17 protein-coding genes are annotated in these 19854 nt (G+C 68.4%); 3 read left to right on the forward strand and 14 right to left on the reverse strand.

The features are described from left to right. Positions 1 to 4: 4 nt before the first annotated feature. The 5 genes from J3476_RS00605 to J3476_RS00625 all read right to left on the reverse strand — a co-directional run bounded on the left by J3476_RS00605 (position 5) and on the right by J3476_RS00625 (position 6167). Complete coding sequence (locus tag J3476_RS00605) at positions 5 to 2848, reverse strand: RNA helicase (RefSeq protein WP_207064696.1); 2844 nt, start codon at positions 2846 to 2848, stop codon at positions 5 to 7. After that, positions 2832 to 3791, reverse strand: coding sequence for a twin-arginine translocase subunit TatC (gene tatC / locus J3476_RS00610; RefSeq protein WP_207064697.1), 960 nt, complete (start codon positions 3789 to 3791; stop codon positions 2832 to 2834). The genes J3476_RS00605 and tatC overlap by 17 nt, the downstream gene beginning before the upstream one ends. 85 nt (positions 3792 to 3876) lie before the next feature. After that, the gene (tatA, locus tag J3476_RS00615) at positions 3877 to 4149 is read right to left on the reverse strand and encodes a Sec-independent protein translocase subunit TatA (protein WP_207064698.1); all 273 of its coding nucleotides are present in this window, start codon (positions 4147 to 4149) and stop codon (positions 3877 to 3879) included. A 30-nt stretch (positions 4150 to 4179) separates the two neighbouring features. After that, positions 4180 to 5166, reverse strand: coding sequence for a YafY family protein (locus tag J3476_RS00620; RefSeq protein WP_207064699.1), 987 nt, complete (start codon positions 5164 to 5166; stop codon positions 4180 to 4182). Then, positions 5163 to 6167 (reverse strand): YafY family protein, encoded by a 1005-nt coding sequence (locus tag J3476_RS00625; RefSeq protein ID WP_207064700.1) that lies wholly within the window; start codon positions 6165 to 6167, stop codon positions 5163 to 5165. Before J3476_RS00625 ends, J3476_RS00620 begins: the two co-directional genes overlap by 4 nt. A gap of 167 nt (positions 6168 to 6334) precedes the next feature. Here J3476_RS00625 and J3476_RS00630 point away from each other — a divergent pair, with 167 nt between their 5' ends. Continuing rightward, positions 6335 to 6925: a class I SAM-dependent methyltransferase gene (locus J3476_RS00630; RefSeq protein WP_207064701.1), complete on the forward strand. Its 591-nt coding sequence runs from the start codon at positions 6335 to 6337 to the stop codon at positions 6923 to 6925. On the opposite strand, the gene pafA is transcribed toward J3476_RS00630, so the two are convergent. Then, complete coding sequence (gene pafA, locus J3476_RS00635) at positions 6926 to 8284, reverse strand: Pup--protein ligase (RefSeq protein ID WP_152517540.1); 1359 nt, start codon at positions 8282 to 8284, stop codon at positions 6926 to 6928. It lies immediately after the preceding gene. A gap of 104 nt (positions 8285 to 8388) precedes the next feature. Between pafA and J3476_RS00640 the strand changes: the two genes are divergently transcribed. Then, positions 8389 to 8664, forward strand: coding sequence for a hypothetical protein (locus J3476_RS00640; RefSeq protein ID WP_207064702.1), 276 nt, complete (start codon positions 8389 to 8391; stop codon positions 8662 to 8664). After that, positions 8661 to 10265 carry an alpha/beta hydrolase gene (locus J3476_RS00645; protein ID WP_207064703.1) on the forward strand — a complete coding sequence of 535 codons (1605 nt, stop codon included), beginning with the start codon at positions 8661 to 8663 and terminating at the stop codon, positions 10263 to 10265. The genes J3476_RS00640 and J3476_RS00645 overlap by 4 nt, the downstream gene beginning before the upstream one ends. Positions 10266 to 10274: 9 nt before the next feature. On the opposite strand, the gene J3476_RS00650 is transcribed toward J3476_RS00645, so the two are convergent. From J3476_RS00650 to dop, 8 genes are all read right to left on the reverse strand, one after another. Next, positions 10275 to 11072: an IclR family transcriptional regulator gene (locus tag J3476_RS00650; protein WP_207064704.1), complete on the reverse strand. Its 798-nt coding sequence runs from the start codon at positions 11070 to 11072 to the stop codon at positions 10275 to 10277. Between the two features lie 47 nt (positions 11073 to 11119). Next, positions 11120 to 12271 carry an aromatic ring-hydroxylating dioxygenase subunit alpha gene (locus J3476_RS00655; protein ID WP_207064705.1) on the reverse strand — a complete coding sequence of 384 codons (1152 nt, stop codon included), beginning with the start codon at positions 12269 to 12271 and terminating at the stop codon, positions 11120 to 11122. Next, positions 12268 to 13416, reverse strand: coding sequence for an N-methyl-L-tryptophan oxidase (solA, locus tag J3476_RS00660; RefSeq protein ID WP_207064706.1), 1149 nt, complete (start codon positions 13414 to 13416; stop codon positions 12268 to 12270). The genes J3476_RS00655 and solA overlap by 4 nt, the downstream gene beginning before the upstream one ends. A gap of 6 nt (positions 13417 to 13422) precedes the next feature. Next, positions 13423 to 15876 carry an FAD-dependent oxidoreductase gene (locus J3476_RS00665; protein ID WP_207064707.1) on the reverse strand — a complete coding sequence of 818 codons (2454 nt, stop codon included), beginning with the start codon at positions 15874 to 15876 and terminating at the stop codon, positions 13423 to 13425. 458 nt (positions 15877 to 16334) lie between these two features. Then, positions 16335 to 17066, reverse strand: coding sequence for a proteasome subunit alpha (prcA, locus tag J3476_RS00670; protein WP_207064708.1), 732 nt, complete (start codon positions 17064 to 17066; stop codon positions 16335 to 16337). After that, positions 17063 to 17998 carry a proteasome subunit beta gene (gene prcB, locus J3476_RS00675; protein WP_207064709.1) on the reverse strand — a complete coding sequence of 312 codons (936 nt, stop codon included), beginning with the start codon at positions 17996 to 17998 and terminating at the stop codon, positions 17063 to 17065. Before prcB ends, prcA begins: the two co-directional genes overlap by 4 nt. After that, positions 17995 to 18189 carry a ubiquitin-like protein Pup gene (locus J3476_RS00680; protein ID WP_152517549.1) on the reverse strand — a complete coding sequence of 65 codons (195 nt, stop codon included), beginning with the start codon at positions 18187 to 18189 and terminating at the stop codon, positions 17995 to 17997. The genes prcB and J3476_RS00680 overlap by 4 nt, the downstream gene beginning before the upstream one ends. Before the next feature lie 105 nt (positions 18190 to 18294). Next, entirely contained in the window at positions 18295 to 19803 is a 1509-nt protein-coding gene (dop, locus tag J3476_RS00685) for a depupylase/deamidase Dop (protein ID WP_207064710.1), read from the reverse strand. Positions 19804 to 19854 lie beyond the last annotated feature (51 nt).

The following is a 19854-nucleotide window of genomic DNA, read 5'->3' on the forward strand; positions in this document are numbered from 1 at the left end:
CACCCTACCCGGCGTCAACAGCTACGACGCCGCGCCGAACGTCGTTGATCGCGCGTTTCGCGGTGGCCCGCAGCGCGGGCGAGGGCGCCGCGTTGCGGACCTGATCGGCCAAGTCCAGTACCTGTCGGCACCATCTCACGAAATCGCCCGCCGGCATGGATGTCCCGTTCCCCGCCGTGTCGCTGGCGGCGAGCGTGGCGGCCAGGTCGCCGGTGCTGGCCCAGCGGTAGACGGCCGTGACGAATCCGTCGTCGGGTTCGCGGCTCTGGGGCAGGCGGTGACGTTGTTCGTCGGTGCGCAGTTCGGACCACAGCCGTCTGGTCTGGTTCAGCGCGCGGCGCAGCGCGCCGGTCGGGATGTCCGCACCGTCGGGCGCGCTGTAGGCGTCGCGACGGGATTCGTAGAGCACCGACGACAGCGCGGCGGCCAGTTCGGCGGCGTCGAGCCCCTCCCACACCCCGGCGCGCAAGCACTCGGCGACGAGCAGATCGCTCTCGCTGTAGATCCGGGCGAGCAGCCGCCCGTCGTCGGTGACCGCAGGAGAAGCAGCGGCGGTGTCAGGCACTTCGGCGGCCCCGTGGTCCCCCGGTTGTCCCGGGGCTTCATGGCCGCGGGGAGCTTCGGTGTTGTCGGTGATGTAGCCGCGCTCGGTGAGCAGCACCACGATGCGGTCGAAGGTGTTGGCAAGTGAGTTGGTGGCCGCCGCGATCTTGGTGCGCAGCTGCTCGTTGTCCCGCTCGATGCGCAGATACCGTTCGGCGAGGCGCGCTTTGTCCTCACGGTCGGGCATGCTGTGTGCCCGGTGTGCCCGCATGCGGTCGCGCAGTGCGGCCAGCTCGGGGTCGATGTCGGGCTCGGCCGGGGACCCACCCCGGTGCCGCGAAGACGGACGTTGCAAACCGGCCGCCGCCGATCGCAGCGCCGCGGCCAGATCCCGGCGCGCCTTGGGATTGCGGTGCTCGACGCGTTTGGGAAGTGTCATGGTGCCCAGCGGTTTTCCGCCTCCGGGGTAGTCCGCCGACGAGATACGACCGGCCCAGCGGTGCTCGGTCAGCACCAGCGGGCGGGGGTCGTCGCCTTCTCGGGCACGCTCGAGCACCACCGCCACCCCGATCCGCCGTCCGTGCGTGATCGCGATGATGTCGCCGCGGCGCAGCGCGGTCAGCGCGTCGTTGGCGGCCTGCCGACGCTGCAGACGCGACGCGCGCGACTGCGCCCGCTCGCGCGCCGTGATCTGTGCGCGTAGCCGCACATAATCCAGGATCGCCGAGTCGGTGCCGCCGAGCTGGGCGCCCAGGTCGGCCAGCATGCGCTCGCCACGCTGCAGCCCGCGAACCACCGACACCACCGACCGATCGGCCTGGTACTGCGCAAACGACCGCTCCAACAGCTCGTGGGCCTGCTCGGGGCCCATCTGGTTCACCAGGTTGATCGTCATGTTGTAGGTGGGGGCGAAGGAGCTGCGCAGCGGGAATGTGCGTGTCGATGCCAGCCCGGCGACCTCGGCGGGATCGGCGGCGCTGTCGTTGGGATTCCACAGCACGACCGCGTGTCCCTCGACGTCGATGCCGCGTCGGCCGGCCCGACCGGTCAGCTGGGTGTACTCCCCCGGTGTCAGCGGCAGGTGCTGTTCGCCGTTGTACTTCACCAGCCTCTCGAGCACGACCGTGCGGGCAGGCATGTTGATGCCCAGCGCCAGCGTCTCGGTGGCGAACACCGCCTTCACCAGGCCGGCGGTGAACAGTTCCTCGACCGTGTGGCGGAACGTCGGCAACATCCCGGCGTGGTGCGCGGCCAGGCCGCGCAGCAGGCCTTCGCGCCACTGGTGGAAATCGAGCACCACCAGGTCGGCGTCGTTGAGGTCTGCGGTGCGGCGATCGACGATCTCGGCGATCCGTTTGCGCTCGTCGTCGGTGGTCAGCCGCAGCGGTGACCGCAGGCACTGCTTGACCGCGGCGTCGCAGCCCACCCGCGAGAAGATGAACGTGATGGCCGGCAGCAGACCGGCCTCGTCGAGTACCCCGATCACCTCGGGACGGCTCGGCACCCGGTACAGGCCGGGTCGCCCCGGTCGCCCACGTCCGCGGGGTTGCCAGTCGGCCAGCCGTTCGGCTTCGCGCCGGTGGGCGATGTGGCGCAACAGCTCGGGATCGACCAGCAGGTCACGCCCACCCTTCGCCGCGGTGGCGGCGCGGTAGTCGAACAGATCGAGCAAGCGTCGCCCGACCATCACGTGCTGCCACAGCGGCACCGGGCGGTGTTCGTCGACGACGACGGTGGTGTCGCCGCGCACCGTCTGGATCCAGCCGCCGAACTCCTCGGCGTTGCTGACCGTCGCCGACAGGCTGACCAGGCGCACGTCGTCGGGCAGGTGCAGGATGACCTCCTCCCACACCGCGCCGCGCATACGGTCGGCCAGGAAGTGCACCTCGTCCATCACCACGTGGGAAAGCCCTTGCAGCGCCGGGGAATCGGCGTAGAGCATATTGCGCAGCACTTCGGTGGTCATCACCACGACGTCGGCGTCGCCGTTGATGGCCTGATCTCCGGTGAGCAGGCCGATGCGCTGAGCGCCGTAGCGGCGCACCAGATCGCTGTGCTTCTGGTTGCTCAGCGCCTTGATCGGCGTGGTGTAGAAGCATTTGCGTCCGGCGGCCAGCGCCAGATGCACCGCGAACTCTCCGACCACGGTCTTGCCTGCACCGGTCGGCGCGCACACCAGCACCCCGTGCCCCTGGGCCAGCGCCTCGCAGGCGCGCCGTTGAAACGGGTCCAGCGCGAACGGCAGTTGCGCGGTGAAGTCGGCGAGATCGACAGGTCCCTCGCCGCCGTCAGGTTGCTTGATCATCGAAGTCATCGACCGCGAGTCGCGACGGTGTGGGCACGGCCGACGGCGCCTCGATCGTCTCCGCCGCGCCGATCGGGGCCGCTTCGTCGTCGGGCACCGTGGCCAGCGCGGCTCGCTTCGCCTTGCGTTTGTCGCTGAACCGCGCGACCTGGATCGCCACCTCCAGCAGCAGCGTCAGCGCCAGCGCGAGCGCCAGCATGGAGAACGGGTCGGAGCCGGGGGTGAAGAACGCGGCGAAGACGAACAGGCCCATGATCAGGCCCCGCCGCCACGCCTTGAGTCGCTCGTAGGGCAGCACCCCCACGAGGTTGAGCATGATGATCAGCAACGGGAACTCGAAGCTGAAGCCGAACACCAACAGCAGGTTGATCAAGAAGCCGAAATACTGGTCACCGGACAGCGCGGTGACCTGCACGTCACTGCCGACGGTCAGCAGGAAGCCCAGCGCCGTAGCCAGCACCGTGTACGCCAGCACTGCGCCCGCCATGAATAAGGCGGCGCCGACAGCGACGAAGACGACCGCGAATCGCCGCTCCTTGGCGTACAACCCCGGGGTGATGAACGCCCACAGCTGGTAGAGCCACACCGGACAGGCCAGCACGATGCCCGCGGTCAGACCGACCTTCAGCCTCAGCATGAACTGGTCGAACGGGGACGTGGCGAGCAGTCGGCAGGCGCCGTCGGAGGTGATGTCGGCGCGCGCGGACTCTGGCAGTTCGCAGTACGGGCCACGTAGCCAGTCGCCGAGGCTCGGCATCCCGAAGACCCCGTGGCTGTACCACAGGAAGCCCAGAATGGTCGTCACGACGACAGCGAACGCCGAGATCAGAAGCCGGCCGCGCAGTTCGGTGAGGTGCTCGACCAGCGACATGGTGCCGTCGGGGTTGACCCGGGACCGGCGCCGCCGCGGGTCGATCTTCTTGAAAACTCCAGGTATCTGCACGGCTGCCTAGATGGTGCTCAGGCGCTCCGCACGAGACGTGAACTCACCCCGCGGGCACACTGGCCGCGGGGTGAGAGTCGACCCGTCAGGCTGAGCGCTTGTCCGACGACGACTCGGTGGACGCCTGCGTGGCGCCGCCGGACATGTCGCCGGCGTCCGAGACCCGCTCCGACGTGATCTGCGTCGGCTGATCCGACTTGCCCGACTGGGAATCTGCCTGCATCTCCTTGATCTCGGACTTGAAGATGCGCATCGACTTACCCAGCGACCGCGCCGCGTCCGGGAGCTTCTTGGCACCGAACAGCAACACGAACACGGCGATCACGATGACCCAGTGCCAGGGTTGCAAACCACCCAATTTGGTTACCTCCAGACGTCTGCGCCGAGTCTACTCGCCAGAGGCCGGCACGCCGACCCGATAGGCGTCCAGAGCTGCCGAAGCCGCCTCCCGGACCCGTTCGGCCAGCTGCGGCGGGTCGAGCACCTGCACCGCTGAACCGAAGCCGAGGACGAATCGCGCCATCCACTGATCGGCGGCGTAGGTCATCGCGGCCTCGCAGGATCCGTCGTCGAATTCGCGCAGCACCCGCAGCGGGTAGTAGTCGAACATCCACGACGCCGACCGCTCCACCCGCAGCGTGGCCACGGGCAACGTCGGATCGGCGGTGTCCGGGTCGAACAGCGACGTGTCGGGGCCCTCCTGCACCGCGGGGGGCGGCGGAACGGACGGCTCCTCGAGCACCCGAGCGTCGACGATCCGGTCGAAGCGGAACAACCGGACCCCCTCGGCCGAACGGCACCAGGCCTCCAGGTAGCTGTGGTCACCGACCAGCACCACCCGGATCGGGTCGACGACTCGGCTGGACAGCATGTCGTGAGAGGCGGAGTAGTACTCGAGCGCCAGCGCGCGGTCGGTGCGCACCGCGGTGCGCACCGCGGCGGCGGCGTCGCTCTCCGCCGGTGCGGGCTCGTCGACGGCGGCCCCGTCCTGGCCGTGGCCGGCGCGACCGGCCGCGGATTCGATCTTGGCGATCGCGCTGCGCGCGGCCTCCGGGTCGACCATGCCGGGCACGTCGACCAGCGCACGCAGGGCCACCAGCACCCCGGTCGCCTCAGGCGAGGTCAGCCGCAGCGGATGGTCGATGCCTGCGGTGAAGGTGACCTCGATGGTGTCGCCGGAGAACTCGAAGTCGATCAGGTCACCCGGTCCGTAACCGGGCAACCCGCACATCCACAGCTGGTTGAGATCTTCGCGGAGCTGTTTGACGCTGACCCCGAGGTCGGTGGCCGCCTCGGTGTAGGTGATCCGCGGGTTGGCCTGGAAGTAGGGCACCATGTTCAGCAGCCGAACCAGCCGCGCCGAGGTTGCCGTCATGCGCTGACCTCGCGATCGGTGTCGGCGTGCGCCCGCAGCCGGGCGAGCACGTCCTCACGGAGCGTCGCAGGCTCCAGTGCCACCGCGTCGGCACCGTAGCTGGCCACCTCGCGGGCGAGCCGGTCGAACATCCCGATGTCGAGGGTGATCTCGTCACCGGCCCGTCCGCCCAGGGTTTTGGGCCCGATCACCGTGCCCTGTCTGCGTAGGGCTGTCGCGCGGCCCTCGGCCACCCATACCCGTGCCTCCCCGGTGCTCGGCCAGTCCCCGACGACCCGTGCCACGAGTTCGCGCAGGTTCACGTCCTCGGGCGGGTGCACCGAGCCGGATGCCCCGACCGCGGTGATTTCCGCGCCGATGCGCGAGAGCCGGAAGGTGCGCACCGCCTCGCGGTCCCGGTCGTGTCCGACGAGGTACCACCGGCCCCGATGGGTGACCACACCCCAGGGTTCCACCGTGCGGGTCACATAGGGCTCGCTGCGTGCCGCGCGGTGCGGAAACTGCACCGCCTGACCGGAGTCGACGGCGGCCAGCAGAATGCCCAGCACCTCCTCGGAGCCGCGCAGCCCGGGCAGCGCGGCCGTGGAGGTGATCGCGATGTCGTCCTCGACGGAATCGATATCGGCACCGGCGGCCCGGAGCTTCAACAACGCACCTTGGGTCGCGGTGATCAGCTCCGGGGATTCCCACAGCCGGGTCGCCACCGCGACGGCGGCGGCCTCGTCGGCGGTCAGATCCACCGCGGGCAGGGCGTACGCGTCGCGGTTGATCCGATAGCCCTCCGTCGGGTCGGTCGAGGACACCCGCCCGGTCTCCAGCGGGATGCCCAGGTCACGCAGTTCGTTCTTGTCGCGTTCGAACATCCGAGAGAAGGCCTCGTCGCTTCCGTCACCGGAGTATCCGAGCACGGTCTCGCGGATCCGGTCGGCGGTGATGAAGGTGCGCGCCGACAACAGCGCGATGACGAGATTCATCAACCGTTCGACTTTGGAGATCCCCACGCCCTAGAGCTTAAGGCGCGGCGGGGGTGCCGCCCGACGGCACGGCGGCGAGCCGCCCAACGAGCACGGCGGCGAGCCGCCCAGAACTCACGGCGGCGAGCCGCCCAAAGAACAACGGCGGCGAGCCGCCCGTGATCCGGCGCGGCGAGCCTGACAGGATCGGCGCCATGGGAACCCGGTGGCAGAGCTCCGACGCCCCGCGCGGGCAGGATTACGACGCCCGCTGGGAACGGCTGGCCGCCAGCGGTGTCGGCGTGCACGGTGAAGCCGACCTGATCGAGTCGCTGCTGCGCGAGACGGGCGGCTCGACCGTGCTCGACGCGGGGTGCGGCACCGGGCGGGTCGCCATCGAACTGGCCGCCCGCGGATTCGCGGTGGTGGGACTCGACGCCGACCCGGCGATGCTGGCGGCCGCCCGGTCCAAGGCACCCGATCTGCGCTGGGTAGAGGCCGACCTCGTCGACACCGGCGATCACCTCAGCGAGGCCTTCGACCTGGTCGCGCTACCCGGCAACGTCATGATCTTCCTCGACCGCGGCACCGAGCCTGACGTCGTCGGCCAGCTGGCGGCGCGCCTGCGGCCCGGGGGTCTACTGGTCGCCGGATTCCAGCTGCAGACCGGTCGGCTGACACTCGATCGCTACGACGAGATCACCGTTGCGGCGGGCCTGCAACTGGTCGACCGATGGGCAACGTGGGACCGGGAGCCGTTTCACGGCGGTGACTATGCCGTTTCGGTGCACCGCCGCCCGGCATGATCACATGCTGGCGATGAGGCGCTTGACGCGCTCGTCGACCGACCGAAACGGGTCCTTGCACAAGACCGTTCGCTGCGCCTGATCGTTGAGCTTGAGGTGCACCCAGTCGACGGTGAAGTCGCGACCGGCTTCCTGGGCGGCGCTGATGAACTCACCACGCAGCTTGGCGCGGGTGGTCTGCGGCGGGGTGTCCACCGCGGCCTCGATCTCCTCGTCGGTGGTGATGCGCGCCGCCAATCCTTTGCGCTGCAACAGGTCGAACACCCCACGCCCACGCTTGATGTCGTGGTAGGCCAAATCGAGCTGGCTGATCTTGGGGTCGGACAGCTCCATGTTGTAGCGGTCCTGGTAGCGCTGGAACAGCTTGCGCTTGATGACCCAGTCGATCTCGGTATCGACCTTGGCGAAGTCCTGACTCTCGACGGCGTCGAGCTGGCGTCCCCACAGGTCGACGACCTGGTTGATCTGCGCGTTGGGTTCGCGGGTCTGCAGATACTCGACGGCGCGGGCGTAGTACTCGCGCTGGATGTCCAGCGCGCTGGCCTGCCGGCCGCCGGCCAGCCGCACCGGGCGTCGACCGGTCAGATCGTGGCTGACCTCGCGGATCGCCCGGATCGGGTTGTCCAGTGAGAAGTCTCGGAACGCCACGCCGGCTTCGATCATCTCCAGCACCAACGATGCCGAACCCACCTTGAGCATGGTGGTCGACTCGCTCATGTTGGAGTCGCCGACGATGACGTGCAGCCTGCGGTATTTCTCGGCGTCGGCGTGCGGCTCGTCGCGGGTGTTGATGATGGGGCGCGAGCGGGTGGTGGCGCTCGACACACCCTCCCAGATGTGCTCGGCCCGTTGGGACAGGCAGAAGGTCGCCGCCTTGGGGGTTTGCAGCACCTTGCCTGCGCCGCAGATCAACTGGCGGGTCACCAGGAACGGCAGCAAGACGTCGGAGATCCGGGAGAACTCGCCCGCCCGGACGATCAGGTAGTTCTCGTGGCAGCCGTAGGAGTTACCCGCCGAGTCGGTGTTGTTCTTGAACAGGTAGATGTCGCCGCCGATGCCCTCGTCGGCCAAGCGCTGTTCGGCGTCGATCAACAGGTCTTCGAGCACCCGTTCCCCGGCGCGGTCATGGGTGACCAGCTGGCTGAGGTTGTCGCACTCGGCGGTGGCGTATTCGGGGTGGCTGCCCACATCGAGGTACAGGCGCGCACCGTTGCGGAGGAAGACGTTGCTGCTGCGTCCCCACGACACCACCCGCCGGAACAGGTAGCGGGCGACCTCGTCGGGACTCAGCCGGCGATGGCCGTGGAACGTGCAGGTGACACCGAACTCTGTCTCGATGCCCATGATTCGTCGCTGCACCTCATCGAGACTACTTGCTGCCCGACCGGCGTGGTGGCCGGACCACGCCCAAGACCCTGTGGATAACCGGATCGGGGGCGCGCCGGGATCTGTCAGCATGAGCCATGGGGGAAATCGCCAGGGTCGATCTGGAGCAACTGCGCAGCCTTGCCGACCGCGTCACTGCGGCGGCCGGTGACGTCACCGAACTGCGACCAACCGCGCTGGGCGACGGATTGATCGGCTCGGCAGCGGCCGCCGCCGTGGCTGGACAACCGCTCAGCGACCGGATCGCCGAAGCGGCGGCGGGACTGCGCGGCTGGGCCCAGGCGGCCCGGCAGTCAGCCGATGCACTCGAGCAAGCCGACCGCGCCCACACCGGTCGATTCCCTGTGCGGTGACTCCCCTGTCGGTCTCGCAAGCGCGGGCGTGGCGGCCGGCGGCCTTGTGCGAGCTCGCTGAGGGATGGGACGCGCTGGCCACCGCGCTGGCCCGGCATGCGGAGCGGTTCAGCGCCGATGTCGAGCGCAGCCGGGACTGGTGGCGCGGCGCAGCGGCCGATGCGGCCCGGGCGGACGCGCCACGCGCCGTCTCGACGATCACCGCGCTGGCCCGCGCGCTGGTGTCGGCGGCGGTGGCCGCCCGCGACGGTGCCGAACAGCTGGGCCCGGCACGCTCGGATGTTCTGGCCGGCGTCGAGGAAGCCCGGGCCGAGGGATTCGCCGTGGCCGATGACGCCGCGGTGACCATCGCCGCAGGCCCGGCTCCGCTGATGGTCCTGCTCGCCGGCGGCGACGATGCCGTGGCGGAGACGCTGCTGGCGGCCCGCGCCAGGGAATGGGAACGCCGAATCGGCGAGTGCCTCGAGCGACTCGGCGCCGCCGATGCCGACGCTGCCGCCGACATCGCCGACGCGTTCGCCGACAACAACCCCGCTCCGGCTGCCACGGTGCCCGCTGCAGTCGGGCCCGGACCGGTGGCGGGCTGGCCCACCATGAGCCAGGACCGCATCGCCGAACAGATCGCCGCGATGAGCCCGCAACAGCGTGACCGTCTGATCGCCGAATTTCCCCGGCAGGTGGGCAACACCGACGGGGTGCCGTGGCCGATGAGAGTGGCGGCCAACCGGATCAACATCGCCTCGGCAATCCTGACCGAGACCGGCGCCGACGCCGACTCCCGGCGTCGGGTGGCGCTGTATCGCGGTCTGCTCGGCGAGATCGATGACCCGTCGGGACGGCACGGCCGCATCGAGCGGCAGATCCTGGCCTTCGACCCGGTCCGCGCGTCGCTGGTCGAACTCAACGGCGACCTCGCAGCCGCCCGGAGCGTCGCGGTGCTGGTGCCCGGGGTGAACACCCGCATCGAGGATTCGGCGGCCAACACCGTCACCGCACGCCGTTTCGTGACCGCCACCAGCGGGGACGCGGCCGTCATCACGTATCTGGGCGGCCCGTTCCCGCAGGTGCGCGACCCGCTCGACGTCGTCACCGAGGCCGCTGATGCGCGCTACGCGCTGGACATGGCGCCACGGCTGGTGGCGTTCAGCGAGGACGTGGACCGGGTGGTCGGCGACGGGGTGCCGGTGACCGTGATCGGCCATTCCTACGGCGGTTCCATCGTCGGTACCGCCGAGACGCAGGGTCTGACGTCGGATCGCACCCTATTTCTGGCCGCCGCCGGAGCCGGGGTGGGCGTCGACGATCCCGGGGACTGGCACAACCGCAATCCCGCTGTGCTGCGGTTCTCCATGACCGCGCCGGGTGATTTCATCGAGGCGGTTCAGGGCATCCCCGGCGGTCCGCACGGCGCCGATCCCGACGAGATGCCGTCCGTGGTGCGGTTGACCACCGGCAGCTACGACGACGGAGGACGCGTGGCAGGCTGGCCGGCGCACAGCGGAATGCTGAATCGGCCTTCGGATGCGTGGCGCACGATCCTGGCCGTCATCACCGGTGACTCGTCGGCGCTGCACCGGGCACACGTCGGAACCGCGTCGTGAATTCGCCACTCACCCGCGTGCGATCCAGCCGAGCCGACGGCTGATCTCGTCGGCCGCGGCGATCGTCAGCTTCGCGACCTCTTCGAAGCGGTCCACGCCCAGCCGATAGGTGGGGCCGGAAACGCTCAGCGCCGCCACCACCTGCGAGTGGACGTCGTGGACCGGAGCGGCGACGGCGTTGAGACCGACCTCGAGTTCCTCGCTCACGCTTGCCCAGCCACGTTCCCGCACCGAGGCGAGTTCGCTCTGCAGCTGAGAGATGCTGGTGACGGTGGTGTCGGTGAACGACTCGAAACCGCCGTCGAGCCTGGCCTGCACCTCGCCGGCATCCAGGCCGGACAGCAGCGCCTTGCCGCTGGAGGTTGCGTAGGCCGGGCAGCTCTGGCCGACCCAGGTGCGCAACGTGATCTCGGCGGGGCCGATCGCCTCCACGATGTTGACGATGCGGTTCTCGTCCAGGACGGCCAGGTTGGCGGTCTCGCCGACGTCGACGCTCAGGCTGTCGCAGATGTCCTGGCTCACCTTGACCAGGTTCAGGTGCGCACCGCTGGCGCGGGCCAGTCGGGTGATCGCGAAGCCGATGCGGTACTTGCCCCGTTCGGACACCTGCTCGACGAAACCGCGCGCTTCGAGCACTGCGACCAGCCGTGACACCGTCGATTTGTGTACTCCGAGCTCGGCGGCAATCTCCGTCACCCCGGCGTTCCCCAACTCGGCGAGGATGTCGAGCACCTGCAGCGCGCGGTCGACGGACTGCACTGCGGCGGGAGCATCGCCCTGGCGCTGGTTGTCCTGACGCTTCGGCATTGCCCACGCAGCCTATACGCCCGCCGGGTCCGACGTGCGGACCTGCGCTACGCCGGGCCCGCGAGCCGCGCGAGCACCCAGTGGTGGAACTCGGCGATGTGATGCTCGGCGGGAACCAGCACTCCGCCCTGCCGGTAGGCTTTCGACGACATCGCCGGCTGGGTGCGCTCGCACGCGTCGAAGTCCTGGACGTTGACCCGGTGGAACAGTTCCACCGACCGCGAGATGTCATGACCCGCCTGGAGTACCTCGGGAGCGTAGAGCCAGTCGCATTCCACGACGGTGCGGTCCGCAGCCAGGGGGTACATCCGGTGAAAGATGATGTGGTCGGGCACCAGGTTGACGAACACCGTCGGGCGGATCGTGACTGCGTAGTAGCGGCGGTCCTGTTCTGGCGTCAGTCCGGGCAGTGTCGCGAACCCCGACGAACCGTCGACAGTGAAACCGTCGATGCCCGAGCCGAACTCGGCGCCGCGACCCACGTAGGACTGGGCGGCCATTCCCCGGGCGAACTCGGGGAGGACCTCGACGAGCTCTGGGTGGATCGCTGAGCAGTGGTAGCACTCCATGAAGTTCTCGACAATGAGCTTCCAGTTGGCCGCAACGTCATAGGTGATACGCCGGCCCAGGGTCAGCTCCGCGATGCCGTAGCGGTCGATGGCGCGGCGGTCGCCGAGCCGGTGGGTGACGTCACCGATGACATCGTCGGCGAACGGTGGCGGCTCCTCGGCCAGGCACACCCAGGCATAGCCGAGCCACTCGGTCAGCGCCACGGGAACCAGTCCGTAGCGATAGCGATCGATCGGGGCTCCTGCGTCGTCGGTCAGGGTGCCGAGGTTCGGTGCGGCGACGAGCTTGCCGTCCAGCCCGTAGGTCCACGCGTGGTAGGGGCAGCGCAGCGTGCGCTTGACCTGTCCCTGCTCCTCGGTGCACAGCTGCGCACCGCGGTGTCGGCACACGTTCAGAAAAGCCCTGAGCACGCCGTCACGGCCTCGGACCAGGAGCACACTCTCCCGTCCGACCTGGACCCTGCGGAACTGGCCGGGGGCGGCGAGTTCGGCCGCGCGCGCGGCACACACCCACATCTGCTCGAAGATGCGGGTCTGCTCGTCCGCGAACACCGCCTCGCTGGTGTAGTAGGTGCCGCCCAGTGTGGTCAGCAGCGCCGACTGTGGCGGTGTTTCTTCGGCGATGGTCATGTCGTCACCAGCCTGCTCGGGTCGAACAACGAGATCGGGTGGTCGGTGGCGCCGTCGATGGCCAGATCCGCGAGGATCTCCCCCACCACGGGGACGAACTTGAAACCGTGGCCGGAGAAGCCGCATGCCACGATCACATGCGTGCACTCGGGGTGGCGGGCGATCACGAAATGCTGGTCGGGCGTGTTGGAGTACATGCACGTCGCCGAATGCAGGCAGGGCCCGTCCAGGTCGGGCAGCAGTTGTCCGACCCGCTCGCGCATCTCGCCGATCTCGTGGGGGTAGACGGTGCGGTCGATGGTCTCGGGCGTGCACTCGACACCCTTGCGGAAGAAGGCGACCTTGACTCCTCCTCGTGGGCCGTCGATCGCCGGGAAGCCGTAGATCTGCATCCCCGAGTCGTTTTCGTCGATGAAGATCGGGTGATCGGTGAACGAGGACGTTCCGCGCACCGGGTCGAGCCAGTAGAGCACCTGACGCTCGATGGTGATCGGCACCCCGAAGTCGGCCAGCAGTTGCGGCGCCCACGCACCCGGGCAGATCATCAGCTGCCCGGCGGTATAGGCGCCCTGGCCGGTGCGCACCGTCACGCCACCGGCGGTTTCGGCCCACTCCAGCACCTTCTCACCGAATTGCAGTGTGGCCCCCGCATTCTCAGCGAGCGCGAGGTGAGCGGCGACAGTCAGTTCCGGACGGGCGAAGCCGGCCTTGGCTTCGTAGAGCGCGACGTCGCCGTCGTTGGGGGTGAAATTCGGGAACCGGGAGCGGATCTCGCGGGCGTCGAGCACCTGGTGGGCCAGGCCCCACTGTCGACTGGCGCGCAGGCTGCCTGCCACGGTGACACAGTCTGGCGGACCGAGGAAGAGTCCACCGGTCAGCCGGTAGACGTCGCGGCCGCTCTCTCGGGCCAACGCCTCCCACAGCTCATAGGCACGCAGAAGCAGCGGCACATATGCCGGATCCTCGAAGTACGACTGCCGGATGATGCGGGAACCACCGTGGCTGGACCCCTTGTCGTGAGCGGGAGTGAACCGCTCCAGACCGAGCACACGTTGACCGCGTGCGGCCAGATGGTACGCGGCGGCGCTTCCCATACCGCCCAGCCCGATGACGATGACGTCGTAGGCCGAATTCTGTTGATTCATCGCCGTCTACCTCTTGATTCGGGCCATTTCCGGGTCGACCACCGGTTCGCTGGACACCACAGCGGAGTGCGTGTCGCCGCGATAGTCGACGGTGACGGCGTCGCCGATACCCACGTCGGCGGGCAGCCAGGCGTAGGCGACGGTTCGCCCCAGCATCGGCGAGTGTCCGGCGCTGGTCACGTACCCGATGCAGGCGCCGTCAGCGAACACCGGCTCTTTGCCCAGCACGGTGGCGTCGGGATCGTCGAAAACGATGCTGCGCAGCATCGATGAGGGAGGCGGTGCGTGGTTCAGTGCGGCCCTTCCGACGAAGTCGACCGCCTTCTCCATCCGCACCGCGAACCCGAGACCCGCCGCGGCAGGAGTGTGCTCGACGGTCATGTCGGTGCCCCAGCTGCGGTAGCCCTTTTCGATCCGCAGGCTGTCGAAGGCGATCCGGCCGGCGGGGATGATTCCGTGGTCCCGGCCCGCCTCGGCGAGCAGGTCCCACAACGCCGCGCCGTACTCAGCCCCGGCGTAGATCTCCCAACCCAGTTCCCCCACGTAGGAGACCCGCATCAGTGTGACCGGGATGGCACCGAGGTGGGTGCGCACAGCGCGAAAGTAGCGCAACGCCGTGTTCGAGAGGTCGTCGGGACACAGCGGCGCCACCACGTCGCGCGCCGCCGGCCCCCACACACCCACACAGCAGGTACCGCCGGTGACGTCGCGAAGCACCACGTCGGCCGGCTTGTGCCGGCTGAGCCAGTCGAAGTCCAGCGGCGAGTTCGCCCCGACCTGGAAGACATCGCGGGCCAGCCGCGCGACGGTGAGATCGCTTCGGATGCCGCCTCGTTCGTCCAGGAGCAGGGTGTAGGTCACCGAGCCTGTGCTCTTGTCCACGTTGTTGGTGGTCAACTGCTGCAGGAAGGTCAGTGCACCCGGTCCGGCGACCTCGTAGCGGGTCAGCGGCGTCATGTCGTACATCGCGACATGGGTACGGGTCCAGTGCGCCTCGGCGACCGAGATCGGTGACCAGAATCGCGCGGCCCATTCGTCACGGTCGGGAAGATGGAGCCCTTCGTCGGCAAGCCGTTGCATCAGTGCGGCATTCACGTCATACCAGGCCGGGCGCTCCCAACCACCGCCCTCGTAGAAGAACGCTCCCGACTGGACCTGGCGGGCGTGGAACGGGCTGGTGCGCAGTCCGCGCAATGCACTGCGATGCTGGTGCGGATGGATGATGTCGTAGACCTCGACGAAGGCCTGCGAACTGGTCTGCGCAATGAACTTCGGGCTGCGGGCGACGTCCTCGAACCGGTAGAGGTCACACTCGTGGACGTCGATCGACGGCGTGCCGTTGACGATCCATTCCGCGGCCGCCTTCGCCACCCCGGCGGAGTGGGTGACCCATACCGCCTCGACGACCCAGAACCCGCTCAGTTCGCGATGCTCACCCATGATCGAATGGCCGTCGGGAGTAAAGGAGAAGACGCCGTTGAAGGCCTCCTCGATCTTCGAATCACTCAGTGTTGGAAGGAGTTCGACCGCGGACTTCCAGGCCGGCGCGAAGTCCTCTTCGGTGAAGGGCAGCATCGACGGCATGGCCTCGTCGGCGGTGTCTGCCAACAAGGTGGACATGTCGACCGGCATCGGCTTGTGACTGTAGGAGCCGATACCGAGACGGTCGACATGCTCGCGGAAGTAGAGATCCCGATCCTGGTGCCGCAGAATCGGCAGCCCCGCCTCGGTGTACTCGGAGTTCCGGCCCACCAAGTCGGCGACCTGGCCGGTGCGGGCGTACTGATGGGCCATCGGCACCAGCGGCAGCACGAGCCCCACCTGGCGGGCGATCTGCGCTCCCCAGAATCCGGCCGCGCACACCACGATGTCGGCGTCGAGCACCCCGTCGGCGGTGCGGACACCGGTGACCCGCCCGCCGGACTCGAGGACACCCAGGACTTCGGTATGCGGTCGCAGGGTCGCACCGCGGGCCTCGGCCCGCCGCGCTTGCGCCTCGGCGGCGCGCAGTGCCTTGGCCAACCCGTCATGCGGGGTGTGGAAACCGCCGAGGATGCGATCACGGTCGATCAACGGGTGCAGTGCGACGCATTCTGCGGGGTCGAGCAGTCGTCCTTCGATGCCCCAGGACTGCGCCCAGCCGGCCTTGCGGTGCAGGTCAGCCCAGCGCTCCGGCGTCGTGGCGACCTCGAGCCCACCGACCTGGTTGAACGCCCAGCCGCCCGGGTGCTCGAGGCTGTTGAACTTCTCGACGGTGTAGCGCGCGAATGCGGTCATGGTCTTCGACGCATTGGTCTGGAACACGAGGCCGGGCGCATGCGAGGTGGATCCCCCTGTCGCGAACATCGGTCCACGGTCCACGACCGTGACGTCGGTGTAGCCACGCGCGGTGAGCTCATCGGCCAGTGAGGTGCCGACGATGCCGGCACCGATCACGACGATTTTGGGGATTTTGGGCATGGGCCACCCGCTCCGGTTCACCAGTGAATGTTCAGAATGTTGCGTATAACGCAACCTGATGCGTTATGCGCAACATCATCCACCCTGCGTTCGGTGCACGCAAGACGGACACGCCTGGAGAAATGCTGTGAGCGTCACCGCGCGACCTGACACCGTCGATCGACGATCACCGACAGCGCGAGCCCTGCGGGGCAGTGGTCACATCGCGTGGAGTGTTCAACTCGCGCGACGTGTGGAGTGTTCACGTCGCGCGACGTGTGGAGTGTTCACGTCGCGCGACGTAAGGCCATTGCCAGGGTGCCGCCGGTGAAGCGGTGCCCTCGACCACACCGCCAGTTCGCTACGACTACGTCTTGGCCATCCGCGGAACTCGAGGGCTGCCCTGGGGACAGATCGGCCGCGTCGTCGAGATCACCGACCAGCACCTGCACCCCGGCGGCAGCAAGGGTGCAGTGCACTTAGTTCTCGGCGCCGTCAGTCTCCGGAACGGCTTCGGGCAGAAGCGCTTCCAGAGCCGAGCCGGTGATGCGACGAAATGCGCGCCGCGGCCGGTTCACATCGAGGATCGCGACCTCGAGGGTGGACGGGCCCAGAGTGCGCGGCTCGCTGCCGTTTCCGCCGGCGGTCAACGCGTTGACCGCGATGCCCATCGCGTCACCCAGCGACGCGTTCTCCGTATAGGTCTCGTTGAGCGCGGTCGAGATCGGCTCGGTGGTACCGCCCATGACGACGAAATGCGGCTCGTCGGCGATCGATCCGTCGTAGGTGATGCGGTACAGCTCCGGTGGTTTCGATTCACCGAAGTGAGCGACCTCGGCCACACACAACTCCACCTCGTACGGCTTGGCCTGCTCGGTGAAGATCGTGCCCAGCGTCTGGGCGTACACGTTGGCCAACTGGCGGCCGGTGACGTCGCGCCGCGAATACGCGTAGCCCTGCGTGTCGGCGAACCGGATTCCGCCGCTGCGCAGATTGTTGAACTCGTTGAAACGACCCACGGCGGCGAATCCGACGCGGTCGTACAGTTCGCTGACCTTCTGCAGCGAGCGGGACGGGTTCTCCGCGACGAACAACACGCCGTCGGTGTAGGCCAGGGCGATCACGCTGCGGCCGCGGGCGATGCCTTTGCGTGCGAGCTCGGAACGCTCGCGCATCGCCTGCTCGGGCGAGATGAAATAAGGGAAGCTCACGAATCTCCTCGCGCGTCTGCGGCACGGTGAGCGTCAGGGCCGAACGTGTCGGCCCGCGAACGACTGTCGATGATGGTCTGGCACACGGCGGCGATCTGCTGCTCGTCGACGACGGAAGCCCCGTCGGCGCCGACCAGTACCGCGGTCGGGAAGATGCCGCGCACCAGGTCGGGCCCGCCGGTTGCGGAGTCGTCGTCGGCGGCGTCGTAGAGCGCCTCGATCGCTACCCGCAGGGCCGAGTCGGCGTCGCTGACCTGCGAGTACAGCTTCTTCATCGAGGACTTCGCGAAGATCGACCCCGATCCGACGGATTGGTAGCCCTCCTCCTCGAAGTTCCACCCGCCGGCGGCATCGAAGGACACGATGCGTCCCGCACCTTCCGGGTTGGGGTCGTCGTTGTCGTAACCGGCCAGCAGCGGCAGCGCGATGAAGCCCTGCAGCGCGGCGCCGAGGTTGCCGCGGACCATGGTGGCCAGCCGGTTCACCTTGCCCGGGAACGTCAGCGCGACCCCTTCGAGCTTCTCGTAGTGCTCGAGTTCCACGGCGTACAGGCGCGCGAACTCCACCGCGATGGCTGCCGTGCCGGCGATGCCGGTCACCGTGTAGTCGTCGGTGATGTACACCTTCTGCACGTCCCGGCTGGCGATCATGTGGCCCTGGGTGGCTCGGCGGTCACCGGCCATCACCACACCACCCGGGTATTTCAGCGCGACGATCGTGGTGCCGTGCGGCGCGACGTCGGTGGGCACACCCGCGGACGCCGGGTTACCCGACGGCAGCAGGTGGGGAGCTTGGGCGCGCAGGAAATCAGAGAACGACGACAGGTTCACGCCGCCGTGTGAAAAACCCTGCGGTAGGGCATTCCCGATTCCCGATCCAGCTCCGGATAGTGGGGACAGAGGGGCCGATTGTTCACGATTCGGCCAGGTCACTGTCCACCCTTCTGGACGTATGCACGCACAAAGTCCTCAGCATTCTCCTCCAGGACGTCATCGATCTCGTCCAGCAGGTCGTCGGTGTCCTCGGCCAGCTTCTCACGGCGCTCCTGCCCGGCGCCCGTGCTGCCGGAGAGGTCGTCGTCGTCGCCGCCTCCACCGCCACGCTTGGTCTGCTCCTGAGCCATCGCTGCCTCCTGCTATGTCTCCCTGCCCAGTGCGGGCGTCCGGCCGTCGTCCTGCCGGTCACCCCACACTACCGGTCGCCACCGTCATTGCCGGGGATAGCTCGATCAGGTCGTCAACTGCTCGACGAGCTCGACAGCGCTGTCGACGGACTCCAGCAGAGCCCCGACGTGGGCCTTGCTGCCCCGCAGCGGCTCCAGCGTCGGGATGCGGACCAGCGAGTCCCCGCCCAGGTCGAAGATCACCGAGTCCCAGCTGGCCGCGGCGATGTCGGCGCCGAAGCGGCGCAGGCACTCTCCGCGGAAGTAGGCGCGGGTGTCGGTCGGCGGGTTGTCCACCGCGTCGAGGACCTGCTGTTCGGTGACCAGTCGCTGCATCGAACCGCGCGCGACGAGCCTGTTGTACAGGCCCTTGTCCAGCCGCACGTCCGAGTACTGCAGGTCGACCAGATGGAGCCGGGGCGCGGACCACCCGAGGTTCTCCCGCTGCCGGAAACCCTCGAGAAGTCGCAGCTTGGCCGGCCAGTCGAGTAGATCGGCGCACTCCATCGGGTCCCGCTCGAGCAGGTCCAGCACGTGTGCCCACGTCTCCAGCACGTGGTTGGCCCGGGGATCGGGGTCGCGGCTGTCGACAAGTTTGGCGACCCGGTCCAGGTAGATCCGTTGCAGCGCCAGACCGGTCAATTCCCGGCCGTCGGCCAGCGCCACCGTGGCGCGCAGCGACGGGTCGCGCGAGAGCACGTGCACTGCATGCACCGGCCGAGCCAGCGCCAGATCGGACAGGTCCGCCCCGATCGACGGCCCCTCCTCGATCAGGTCGAGAACCAGCGAGGTGGTGCCGAGCTTCAGGTAGGTCGACGTCTCCGACAGGTTCGCGTCACCGATGATGACGTGCAACCGCCGGTACTTGTCGGCATCGGCGTGCGGTTCGTCGCGGGTGTTGATGATGCCGCGTTTGAGCGTGGTCTCCAGGCCGACCTCGACCTCGATGTAGTCGGCACGCTGGGAGAGCTGGAAGCCCGGTTCGTCACCTGACGGCCCGATCCCCACCCGACCCGAGCCGGTCACCACCTGCCGGGACACCAGGAACGGCGTCAGCCCGGCGATCACCGCCGAGAACGGGGTCTGACGGCTCATCAGGTAGTTCTCGTGCGACCCGTAGGAGGCGCCCTTGTTGTCGATGTTGTTCTTGTAGAGCTGCAGCTTCGCAGCCCCGGGGACGCTGGCGACATGACGTGCGGCCGCCTCCATCACCCGCTCCCCCGCTTTGTCCCAGATCACCGCATCCATCGGGTCGGTGCACTCGGGCGCTGAGTACTCGGGATGCGCATGGTCGACGTAGAGCCGGGCACCGTTGGTGAGGATCATGTTGGCGGCGCCGACCTCGTCGGCGTCGACCACCGGTGGCGGTCCAGAGGAGCGGCTGAGGTCGAACCCGCGAGCGTCACGCAGCGGCGATTCGACCTCGTAGTCCCACCGGGTCCGCTTGGCCCGCTGGAGCCCGGCCGCCGCCGCATAGGCAAGGACAGCCTGGGTGGACGTCAGGATCGGATTCGCGGTCGGGTCGGACGGCGAGGAAATGCCGTACTCGACCTCCGTTCCGATGATCCGTTGCATACCAACCAGGGTAGACATGGGCCATAACGCAGTAGCAGGTGGCCACTGTGC

The sequence above is a fragment of the Mycobacterium sp. PO1 genome (assembly GCF_017312405.1).
Lineage (GTDB): Bacteria > Actinomycetota > Actinomycetes > Mycobacteriales > Mycobacteriaceae > Mycobacterium.

Bases quoted from the DNA above. Each gene is read 5' to 3' on its own strand.
- J3476_RS00605 (WP_207064696.1), bottom strand. From the start codon at position 2,848: ATGATCAAGCAACCTGACGGCGGCGAGGGACCTGTCGATCTCGCCGAC.
- J3476_RS00620 (WP_207064699.1), bottom strand. From the start codon at position 5,166: ATGACGGCAACCTCGGCGCGGCTGGTTCGGCTGCTGAACATGGTGCCC.
- J3476_RS00630 (WP_207064701.1), top strand. From the start codon at position 6,335: ATGGGAACCCGGTGGCAGAGCTCCGACGCCCCGCGCGGGCAGGATTAC.
- J3476_RS00640 (WP_207064702.1), top strand. From the start codon at position 8,389: ATGGGGGAAATCGCCAGGGTCGATCTGGAGCAACTGCGCAGCCTTGCC.
- J3476_RS00650 (WP_207064704.1), bottom strand. From the start codon at position 11,072: ATGCCGAAGCGTCAGGACAACCAGCGCCAGGGCGATGCTCCCGCCGCA.
- J3476_RS00655 (WP_207064705.1), bottom strand. From the start codon at position 12,271: ATGACCATCGCCGAAGAAACACCGCCACAGTCGGCGCTGCTGACCACA.
- solA (WP_207064706.1), bottom strand. From the start codon at position 13,416: ATGAATCAACAGAATTCGGCCTACGACGTCATCGTCATCGGGCTGGGC.
- J3476_RS00665 (WP_207064707.1), bottom strand. From the start codon at position 15,876: ATGCCCAAAATCCCCAAAATCGTCGTGATCGGTGCCGGCATCGTCGGC.
- J3476_RS00680 (WP_152517549.1), bottom strand. From the start codon at position 18,189: ATGGCTCAGGAGCAGACCAAGCGTGGCGGTGGAGGCGGCGACGACGAC.
- dop (WP_207064710.1), bottom strand. From the start codon at position 19,803: ATGCAACGGATCATCGGAACGGAGGTCGAGTACGGCATTTCCTCGCCG.